Here is a 10,061-nt window from a genome sequence, read left to right as displayed (position 1 = left end):
GGCATCCTGCTCGCCTGAGGTGCGGGCGGTGGAGCGGTCGACGGGGCCGCCGCGCCCTCCGTAGCCGTCGGCCCGCCCACCCGGGCCGCCCAGCCGGCCACCCCGGGAGTGACCGCGAAGAGCACCTCGACCCGGGCCCGGGCCAGCTCGGCCAGCAGGTTCAGCTCGACGGCGGTGAACGCCTGGTCGGCGGAGATCACGAAGAGCAGCGCGCCGGCCCGGCCGACGGCGTCGAGCAGCACCCGGCCGCCGGCGACGCCGAGCGAGCCGGTGTCCGGCGTGTCGAGCACGGCGAAGTGGCGTAGCAGGGGCTCCGGCAGGCTCAGCTCCACCCGGCGTGGCGGGCGGGACAGGGCCGGCCCCGCGCCGAGCGGGTCGGCGCCGTAGGAGTGCGGCTGGCGGTAGCCCGGCACGTAGGCCGCCCGGGTCGGCACCCGCCCGTGGTTGACCAGCAGGTAGCTGCCGTCGGGGACCGCGAGCATCCCGGGCTGCACCCCGAGCAGGCCGGCGAGCAGCTCCCGCCGGCCGGCGCCGGCCGGGCCCGCGACGACGACGGCGAGTGGCTCCTCGGGGTCGGGGTCGGACACCCCGAGGCGGGTGGGCAGGGGCGCGCAGCGCGGCGGCTCGGCCGGCCCGCCCGGATCGGGCACGTCGACCGAGCGGAGCGGGCCCGGCTTCATCAAGCGGCCTCCGTAGGGCGGCCGGGTTGCGGTCCGGTCGCGTCGGGGTCATCCATGGTGGCAGAAGAGTACGGGTGCCGGGAGTCCGACATCGAACACCGCGGGTACTCAGGAGTAATCGACAGGTTACTCAACTTCGCTGCGTGACGGTATGGGCGCGCACGGATTAGCGTCGATATGCTGCACCGATGAGTCGGTGGGACTTCGTCGGCCGAAGGGAAGAGCTCAACCGCCTGTTGTCGGCGGTCGGCGGCCCCGAGGGGCGCGGGTTGCTCTTCAGCGGCAGCGTCGGGGTCGGCAAGAGCCGGCTGCTCCGGGAAGGGATCGCCGCCCTCCCCACCGACCGGTACGCGATCTGGTCGGTCTCGGCCAGCGCCACCACCGCGGCGCTGCCCTTCGGCGGCCTCGTGCAGGTGCTCCCGGCCGAGCATCCGCAGGGGCTCTCCCCCGCCGGCATCCTGCGCTGGGCGGTGGACCTGCTCCAGGAGCAGGCCGCCGGCCGGCCGATCGTGCTCGCGATCGACGACGCCCACCTGCTCGACCCGCCGTCGGCCGCGCTGGTCCACCTCATCGCCCGGGGCGAGAACACGACCGTGATCGGGACGCTGCGCAACGGCGAGCAGATCCCGCTGCCGATCCGTGCGCTGTGGACCGACGACCTGGTGGACCTGGTCGAGCTGGCGCCGCTCGGCCCGGCCGAGACCACCGGGCTGCTCGCCGCGATCCTCGGCGGCCCGGTCGACGCCGGCAGCTCGGAGCGGCTGTTCCGGCTCTCCGCCGGCAACCCGCTGCTGTTGCGCGAGCTGGTGCTGGCCGCCTCGGGCGGTGACGAGCTGAGCCGGACGTACGGCATCTGGACGTGGACCGGCCGGCTCGAACTGGCGCCCAGCCTCACCGACCTGATCGACACCCGGATCGGTCAGCTCACCCCCGGCGTACGGTCGGTGGTCGAGCTGGTGGCGTTCGGCGAGCCACTCGGCCTGCAACTGCTCCAGCGGGCGGTCGACCCGGTCGACGTGGAGACCGCCGAGGAGCGCGGCCTGATCACCATGGTCCCCGACGACCGGCGGCTGAACGTCCGGCTCGCCCACCCGCTCTACGGCGAGGTGATGCGGCGGCAGTGCCCGGTCAGCCGCACCCGCCGGCTCCAGGCCACCCTGGCCGAGCTGCTCGAACAGGTGGGCAAGCGACGCCGGGACGACCTGCTCCGGGTGGCCGTCTGGCGGCTGGACTCCGGCACCGCGCAGAATCCGGCGCTGCTGCTCGAGGCGGCCGCCCAGGCCTTCGGCCGGTACGACGTGCCCCTGGCGACCCGGCTGGCCCGCGCCGCCCTGGACGCCGAGGGCGGCTCCGACGCCGCCGAACTGCTCGCCACCATCCTCATGTTCGGCGACCGGCCGGAGGAGGCGATCCGGGTCCTCGACTCGGTGGGTGCCGAGGTCACCGACGACCGGCGACGCAGTAGGTGGCTGACCGTGCGCGGCATGGTCAGCTACTGGGGGCTCAGCCGGGAGTCCACGGTGGAGGAGATCGCCGCGCGCGCCGCCGAGCTGACCGACCCGGCCGACCAGGCCCGGGTCCGCGCCTTCGAGGCGATCATGCGGCTGCACGGGCTGGACACCGGCGCCGCGCTGCGGCTCGCCCAGGCGGTGCTGGACCGGCCGGCCGCCCCGGTGGCCGCGCGGGAGCTGGCCCGGTGCACGCTGGCCCACCTCCAGGCCGCGCAGGGCCAGTACCGCCGCAGCGCCACCGCCATCGCCCGGGTGCAGGCCGAGGCGGCCCGCTGGCGCGGCGACATGCCGTACCTCCAGCTCGCGATGGAGCTGGCCCGCGGCACCCGGCTGGCGCTCTCCGGCGACCTCGCCGGCATCGACGCGATCGTGGCCGACGAGTTCGCCGACCTGGCCGGCGCGGGCGACTTCCGGCTCGGCACCGGCTACCTGGCCATCCTCCAGGCGTACGCGGCGCGGCTGCGGGGACGCAGCGACGAGGCGCTCAAGACCAGCCTGGGCGCCTGCGCGGTGCTCGCCACCAGCCGGGTGTACGCCGGCCTGGCGCACGCCGAACGGGCTCAGGCGGCGGCGTGGCGCGGCGACGCCACCCACGCCGCGGAGGCGATGGCGGAGGCGGACCGCACCCACGCCCCGGGCATGGCGGTGCTGTATCCGTGGCTGGAGCAGGCCCGGGGCGCGGTGTACGCGGGCGCCGGTGACCTGCCGGCCGCCACCAAGCACCTCTGCGCGCTGGCCGACCGGCTCCGCGAGGACGGCTTCGCCGGCCACGAACTGCTGGTCCTGCTCGATCTGGTCCGGCTCGGTCAGGCCGGCGCGCCGGTCGGTCCGACCTGCACCGACGCCAGCCGGCGGACGGTGGCCCAGCGCCTGGCCGAACTCTCCGAGCGGATCGACGGGATCCTGCCCCCGCTGATCGCCCGGTACGCGCGCGCGGCGGTCGACTGCTCGCCGGCCGAACTGCTCGCCGTCGCCGACGGGTTCGCCGCGCGCGACCTGGTCGTCTACGCCGCCGAGGCGGCCGCGACGGCGCTGCACCACGCGGGACGTGCCCGGGGCGCGGCGACCGGCCCGGCCCGGGAGCAGCTGGCCGAGCTGCTGGGTCGCTGCGACGAGGTCTCCACCCCGGCGCTGCGGCTGCTCCGGCCGGCGCTGAGCGAGCGCGAGTGGCAGGTGGCCCGGCTCGCCGCCGAGGGCGCCACCAGCCGGGCCATCGCGGAACGGCTCTACCTGTCCAGCCGCACGGTGGAGAACCACCTCCAGCGGGTCTACAGCAAGCTCGGGGTGACCGGCCGGGCCGAGCTGCGGGCCGCCCTGCGGTCGATGCCGGGCCACGACGGCACGGATCCGCTCTGAACTCTAGGCTGGGGGCGTGAGCACCCTTCGCCCCGCGCTGCTGACCGACCACTACGAGCTGACCATGATCAGCGCCGCCCTGCGGGACGGCACCGCCGACCGCCGCTGCGTCTTCGAGGTGTTCACTCGGCGGCTGCCGACGGGACGGCGCTACGGGGTGGTCGCCGGCACCGCCCGGCTCGTCGAGTTGATCCGGGAGTTCCGGTTCGACGCCGAGGAGGTCGACTTCCTGCGCCGTACCGGGGTGGTGGACGACCGGGCCGCCGAGTGGCTGACCGCCTACCGCTTCACCGGCGACATCGACGGGTACGCCGAGGGTGAGCTCTTCTTCCCCGGCTCCCCGATCCTCACCGTCTCCGGCGGCTTCGCCGATTGCGTGGTGCTGGAGACGCTGGTGCTGTCGGTGCTCAACCACGACTGCGCGGTCGCCGCGGCGGCCGCCCGGATGGTCACCGCCGCCCGGGGCCGGGCGCTGATCGAGATGGGTTCCCGCCGGGCGCACGAGGGAGCCGCGGTGGCCGCCGCGCGGGCGGCGTACCTGGCCGGCTTCCGGTTCACCTCCAACCTGGCGGCCGGCCAGCTGTACGGCATCCCGACCGCGGGCACCGCCGCGCACGCGTTCACCCTGCTGCACGACGACGAGCGGGCGGCGTTCGCGTCGCAGGTCGCCACCCTGGGCAAGGACACCACCCTGCTGGTCGACACGTACGACATCACCGAGGGCATCCGGAACGCGATCGAGATCGCCGGGCCGGAACTGCGGGCGATCCGGATCGACTCCGGCGACCTGACCGTCATCGCCCAGCAGTCCCGGGAGCTGCTCGACTCGCTCGGGGCCACCGAGACGAAGATCATCGTTTCCGGCGACCTGGACGAGTACGCCATCGCCACGCTCGCCGCCGAACCGGTCGACATGTACGGCGCCGGCACCTCCGTGGTGACCGGTTCCGGCGCGCCCACCGCCGGCCTGGTCTACAAGCTGGTCGAGGTCGAGGGGCGGCCGGTGGTCAAGCGGTCGGAGCACAAGGCGACCATCGGCGGCCGGAAGGTGGCCGTACGCCGGCACAAGCCGACCGGTACCGCCACCGAGGAGGTCATCGTGCCGCAGGGCGTGCCGGACCGGCAGCCCAACGACCGGTTGCTCCAGCGCTCCTTCGTGGCGGGGGGCGAGCCGGTGGCGCTGCCCACCCTGGACGAGTCGCGGGAGCACCTGCGGCAGTGCCTGATCTCGATCCCCTGGGAAGGTCTGAAGCTCTCCGGCGGCGATCCGGCCATTCCGGTGACCGTCGTACCCGCGATCTGAGGAGGCACCGTAGCGATGGGCAACGCCCTGATCATCGTCGACGTGCAGAACGACTTCTGCGAGGGCGGCTCGCTGGCGGTGGCCGGCGGGGCGGGCGTCGCGGCCGGCATCTCCCGGCTGCTCGCCGCCGAGCCGGGCCGCTGGGACCACGTGGTCGCGACGAAGGACTACCACATCGACCCGGGGGCACACTTCGGCAACCCGCCGGACTTCATCGACTCCTGGCCCCGGCACTGCGTGGTGGGCACCGCCGGGTCGGAGTTCCACCCCGACCTGGCGACCGACCGGGTCGAGGCGATCTTCCACAAGGGCGAGCACGCCGCCGCGTACTCCGGTTTCGAGGGGCACGGCCCCGACGGCGAGTGCCTGGCCGACTGGCTGCGCCGGCACGACGTCGACCGGGTCGACGTGGTCGGGATCGCCACCGACCACTGCGTCCGGGCGACCGCGCTGGACGCCGCCCGGGAGGGCTTCGGCACCACGGTGCTGCTCGACCTCACCGCCGCGGTGGCCCCGGACACCCTCGACGTCGCGCTGCGGGCGTTCGACGGCGCCGGCGTGACCATGGTCGGCGAACCTGTGATCAGGACCGCTTGACGAGCTAATTGGTTGCGGGTGTCGTACCCCCGGTCGAGGATGTCGCCGGAGGTACGGACCGTCGTGAACTTGAAGCCTTACCGGGAGGCGCTCGCCCTGCCCGGTCTCCGGTCGTTGCTGCTGGTGTCGGTGCTGGCCCGCGTCCCACTCACCGCGACCGGGGTGACGCTCACCTTCCACGTCGTGCTGGACCTCGGCCGCGGCTACGGCGCCGCCGGCCTGGTCGGTGCCGCGTCGACCGTCGGCGCCGCGCTCGGTTCGCCGCTGCTCGGCCGGCTCGTCGACCGGCGCGGGCTGCGCCCGGTGCTGCTGCTGACCACGCTCGCCGAGGGCGTCTTCTGGGCCGCCGCGCCGACCCTGTCGTACCCGGTGCTGCTCCCGGCGGCCTTCCTGGCCGGGCTGCTCGCCCTGCCGGTCTTCTCGGTCGTCCGCCAGTCGGTCGCCGCGCTGGTGCCGGCCGAAAAGCGCCGCCCCGCGTACGCGCTGGACTCGATGTCGGTGGAGCTGTCGTTCATGGTCGGCCCGGCGCTGGCCGTGGCCCTCGCCACCGCCGTCAGCCCGCGCCTCACCATGTGGGCGGTCGGGGCCGGCATCGTCGCGTCGGGGCTCTGCTTCTGGCTGCTCGACCCGCCCACCCGCGGCGCCGACGAGCCGGCCGGCCCGCACCGGAAGGTGCCCCGCCGCGAGTGGCTCACGCCCCGGCTGCTGGCCGTGCTGGCGGTCAGCCTGGCCGCCACCCTGGTCCTCGGCGGCACCGACGTGGCGGTGGTCGCCGTGCTGCGGGCCGGCGGTGAGGTCGGCTGGACCGGCGCCGTGCTGACCGCCTGGGCGATCGCCTCGCTGGTCGGCGGCTTCGCGTACGGGGCGGTCACCCGCTCGTTCTCCCCGCTGGTCCTGATGGCGACGCTCAGCCTCACCACGATCCCGGTCGGGCTGGGCGGGGCGCACTGGTGGCTGCTCTGCCTCGCGCTCGTCCCGGCCGGTGCGCTCTGCGCGCCCACCATCGCCTCGACCTCCGACGCGGTGAGCCGCCTCGCCCCGGCCGGCGTACGCGGTGAGGCGATGGGGCTGCACGGCTCTGCGGTCACCGTCGGCATCGCCCTCGGCGCGCCGCTGGCCGGCGCGGTGATCGACGCGTCGGCCCCGCTGTGGGGCTTCGCGGTCACCGGTGTGATCGGCCTGCTGGTCGCGCTGGTGGTGCTTCCGATCGAGCTGGGTCACCGCCGCGAAGCGGCCGCCACCCCCGGCCGGGAGCCGGTCCACGCCGGCGCCTGACCGCCCGTCAGCGGTAACAGCTTCGACACGGTGATCGGAGCGGGGCGGCCCGATGCCCGGGTCCTGGAGAGAATGGGAGCGCTTCCAAACCGGTCATCAAGGAGTCCCCGTGAAAATTAGCGCCCTACGGCTGGTTGCCGTGGCCGCCCTCTCGGTGGGGATGGTCTCGTGCAGCAGCGCCGAGGTCCCCGCGCCGAAGCCGACCGGCCGCAACGCCGGCGCCGCGTGTCCTGAGCTGGCCGAGCACGGCCGGCAGATCGTCTTCGGCCAGGAGGCCGGTGCCCACCTGGGCGGGGTCGTCCTTGGCTCCGCGAGCACCGGCGTGGTGCTGGCGCACATGGCCGGCGGCGACGTCTGCCAGTGGCTGCCCTACGGGCGGGAGTTGGCCGACCGGGGCTACCGGGTGCTCGCCTTCGACTTCGCCGGGTCCGGCTCGTCTGCGGGCAGCGGGGTGCCGCAGGCCCAGCAGGTCCAGGCGGCGGCCGCCGCCCTACAAGCCGATGGTGCCAGCCCGACGGTGCTGATGGGCGGGTCGATGGGCGCCACCGCGGTGCTGGCCGCCGCGCCGACGCTGAGCCCGGCGCCGGTCGCGGTCGTCGCGCTCTCGCCGCCCACCGCCTATGGCAACACGGACGCCGCCGGAGCAGCCCCGAAGATCACCGTCCCGGTCTTCTACGGCGCGGGTGAGCTGGAGCCCAACTTCCCGGTGTCGGCACGGGCACTGTACGACGCCACTCCCCGGACCACCCAGCGGCAGCTGGTGCTGGCACCGAGCGCCCAGCACGGGGTGTTCCTGGTCGACCCGGGCACCGGCGAGGCCGGGATCCGCGAGCGGGTGACGAAGTTCCTCGACAGCTACGCCCCCGCGGTCTAGCGCTGCCGCACCCCTCCGGGGCACGGGCGGACCGAGCACGGGAAGAGCCCCCGTCGCACACCGTTTCTGGTGGCGAAGGGGGCCCTCGCGATGAGCGGTCAGCGCCGGTCGACGTTGCCGGCGATGTCCTCCTCGTAGCTGGCGCCACCGTTGGCCTCGCTGGTCAGCGGCTTCGCGCCGCCCTCCGGCGGACCGGCCAGGGTCTGCTGCCCGGCGGCCAGCTCTGGGAACTTCAGGTCGAACGCCGGCCGCTCGGAGCGGATCCGCGGCATCCGGTCGAAGTTGCGCAGCGGCGGCGGGGAGCTGGTGGCCCACTCGAGCGAGTTGCCGTGGCCCCACGGGTCATCGACCTCGACCACCGGGCCGGCCTTGTACGACTTCCAGCAGTTCCAGATGAACGGCAGGGTCGAGATGCCGGTGATGAACGCGCCGATCGTGGAGATCGTGTTCAGCGCGGTGAAGCCGTCGCTGGGCAGGTAGTCGGCGTACCGGCGGGGCATGCCCTCGGCGCCGAGCCAGTGCTGCACCAGGAAGGTGGTGTGGAAGCCGATCATGGTCAGCCAGAAGTGCACCTTACCCAGCCGCTCGTCGAGCATCCGGCCGAACATCTTCGGGAACCAGAAGTAGATGCCGGAGAAGACGGCGAACACGATCGTGCCGAAGAGCACGTAGTGGAAGTGCGCCACCACGAAGTACGAGTCGTGGATGTGGAAGTCCAGCGGCGGGCTGGCCAGGATGACACCGGTCAGACCACCGAAGAGGAAGGTGACCAGGAAGCCGATCGCGAACAGCATCGGCGTCTCAAAGGTGATCTGGCCCCGCCACATGGTGCCGATCCAGTTGAAGAACTTCATACCGGTCGGCACGGCGATCAGGTAGCTGAGGAAGCTGAAGAACGGCAGCAGCACCTGGCCGGTGGCGAACATGTGGTGCGCCCAGACGCTCATCGACAGGGCGGCGATGGAGATCGTCGCGGCGACGAGGCCCTTGTAACCGAAGACCGGCTTCCGGGAGAAGACCGGGATGACCTCGGTGATGATGCCGAAGAACGGCAGCGCGATGATGTAGACCTCGGGGTGCCCGAAGAACCAGAACAGGTGCTGCCAGAGCATCGGCCCACCGGTCGCCGGGTCGTACACGTGGGCGCCGATCAGGCGGTCCGCGGCGAGCGCGAAGAGCGCGGCGGCCAGCAGCGGGAAGACCAGGATCGCCAGCAGGCTGGTGACCAGCATGTTCCAGGTGAAGATCGGCATCCGGAACATGGTCATGCCGGGGGCGCGCAGGGTCAGGATCGTGGTGATCAGGTTGACCGCGCCGAGGATGGTGCCCAGACCGGAGATGGCCAGGCCGACCACCCACATGTTCGCGCCAACGCCCGGCGAGTGCTCGGCCGTGCTCAGCGGGGTGTACGCCGTCCAGCCGAAGTCGGCCGCGCCACCGGGGGCGATGAAGCCGGCGGTCGCCATGGTGCCACCGAAGAGGTAGAGCCAGTAGGCGAAGGCGTTGAGGCGGGGGAACGACACGTCGGGCGCGCCGATCTGCAGCGGCACCACGTAGTTCGCGAAGGCGAACACGATCGGCGTCGCGAAGAACAGCAGCATGATCGTGCCGTGCATGGTGAAGAGCTGGTTGTACTGCTCGGGCGACAGGAACTGCAGGCCCGGTTGCGCCAACTCGGCGCGCATGATCAGGGCCATCAGGCCGCCGATCATGAAGAACGCGAACGCGGTGACCATGTACATGATCCCGATCTGCTTCGCGTCCGTGGTGCGCAGCAGCCGCGCGAGGGCCGACCCCTTGACCGGCTCGCGGACCGGCCAGGGCCGGGTCACGACCGGCTTGGGTGCGACGGTGGTCACGAGTGGCCTCCGGTTCTGGGTTGTCCCGCTCGGCACGCGCTGGTCATCTGCGCAGCCGTCATCCGTAGGGAGGATAGTCCCCGGCAGGTGGGGGTGCCGCGTGGGGTGGGCGGCTACGATCATCGGCCCCCGCCGCCGAGGCTCAGAGCGGGTCCCTCAGCAGCCGGTAGTGCTCCTGGAAGATCCGGCCGCCGCGGCCGCGCAGCAACGGGTCGCGCAGCGCCGGCGGCACGTCCCGGGTGCGGTTGCGGTCGCGGGTCCGGTCCCGCACCCACCGGGTACGCGGCCGGCGGCGGCTCTCGTACGCGAGCAGGGCGGCGTCCACGCTCCCGGCGGCCTTGAGCGACTCGGCGAGCACGACGGCGTCCTCCAGGGCCATCGCGGCGCCCTGGGAGAGGGTGGGCGCGGTGGCGTGCGCGGCGTCCCCGACCAGGAGCACCCGGCCGTGGAACCAGCGGCCCAGTTCGACCTCCTCGGTGCGCTCCACGTGCACCCGCTCGAGCGCGGCCAGCACCTCGGGGACGGGGCCGCCGTACTCGCCGAACAGCTCGTGCAGCCGGGCGAGCGGGTCGGCCGGGAGGGTGCTGCCGGCCTCGTCGGCGTAGC

General features: G+C 73.5%; 7 protein-coding genes and 1 pseudogene. 5 read left to right on the top strand and 3 right to left on the bottom strand.

The window, feature by feature from the left end:
- Positions 1–680: pseudogene (locus ACWEVO_RS18675) on the bottom strand (hypothetical protein); the annotation flags it as partial.
- Positions 681–868: 188 nt separating this feature from the next.
- Between ACWEVO_RS18675 and ACWEVO_RS18670 the strand changes: the two are divergent.
- The 5 genes from ACWEVO_RS18670 to ACWEVO_RS18650 all read left to right on the top strand — a co-directional run bounded on the left by ACWEVO_RS18670 (position 869) and on the right by ACWEVO_RS18650 (position 7,596).
- On the top strand, positions 869–3,547 hold the full coding sequence (locus ACWEVO_RS18670; protein ID WP_452308792.1) for a LuxR C-terminal-related transcriptional regulator: 2,679 nt from the start codon (positions 869–871) through the stop codon (positions 3,545–3,547).
- A gap of 16 nt (positions 3,548–3,563) precedes the next feature.
- Positions 3,564–4,850 (top strand): nicotinate phosphoribosyltransferase, encoded by a 1,287-nt coding sequence (locus tag ACWEVO_RS18665; protein ID WP_452308791.1) that lies wholly within the window; start codon positions 3,564–3,566, stop codon positions 4,848–4,850.
- Positions 4,851–4,865: 15 nt separating this feature from the next.
- The gene (locus ACWEVO_RS18660) at positions 4,866–5,447 is read left to right on the top strand and encodes an isochorismatase family protein (protein ID WP_452308790.1); all 582 of its coding nucleotides are present in this window, start codon (positions 4,866–4,868) and stop codon (positions 5,445–5,447) included.
- Positions 5,448–5,486: 39 nt separating this feature from the next.
- Positions 5,487–6,722: an MFS transporter gene (locus tag ACWEVO_RS18655; RefSeq protein ID WP_452308789.1), complete on the top strand. Its 1,236-nt coding sequence runs from the start codon at positions 5,487–5,489 to the stop codon at positions 6,720–6,722.
- Positions 6,723–6,831: 109 nt separating this feature from the next.
- On the top strand, positions 6,832–7,596 hold the full coding sequence (locus ACWEVO_RS18650; protein ID WP_452308788.1) for an alpha/beta hydrolase family protein: 765 nt from the start codon (positions 6,832–6,834) through the stop codon (positions 7,594–7,596).
- A gap of 98 nt (positions 7,597–7,694) precedes the next feature.
- Here ACWEVO_RS18650 and ctaD read toward each other — a convergent pair whose 3' ends face one another.
- Complete coding sequence (gene ctaD / locus ACWEVO_RS18645; RefSeq protein ID WP_452308787.1) at positions 7,695–9,455, bottom strand: aa3-type cytochrome oxidase subunit I; 1,761 nt, start codon at positions 9,453–9,455, stop codon at positions 7,695–7,697.
- Between the two features lie 142 nt (positions 9,456–9,597).
- The coding region (locus ACWEVO_RS18640) for an FAD-dependent monooxygenase (RefSeq protein ID WP_452308786.1) at positions 9,598–10,061 on the bottom strand (464 nt) is incomplete at its 5' end.

The organism is Micromonospora sp. NPDC003776 (assembly GCF_053605645.1).
Note: the sequence above shows the minus strand (reverse complement) of the source record. Positions and strands in the feature narration are given on the sequence as shown.

What these genes read in the sequence shown, in the direction of transcription:
- ACWEVO_RS18670 (WP_452308792.1), top strand. Translation starts at nt 869, where the DNA reads ATGAGTCGGTGGGACTTCGTCGGCCGAAGGGAAGAGCTCAACCGCCTG.
- ACWEVO_RS18660 (WP_452308790.1), top strand. Translation starts at nt 4,866, where the DNA reads ATGGGCAACGCCCTGATCATCGTCGACGTGCAGAACGACTTCTGCGAG.
- ACWEVO_RS18655 (WP_452308789.1), top strand. Translation starts at nt 5,487, where the DNA reads ATGTCGCCGGAGGTACGGACCGTCGTGAACTTGAAGCCTTACCGGGAG.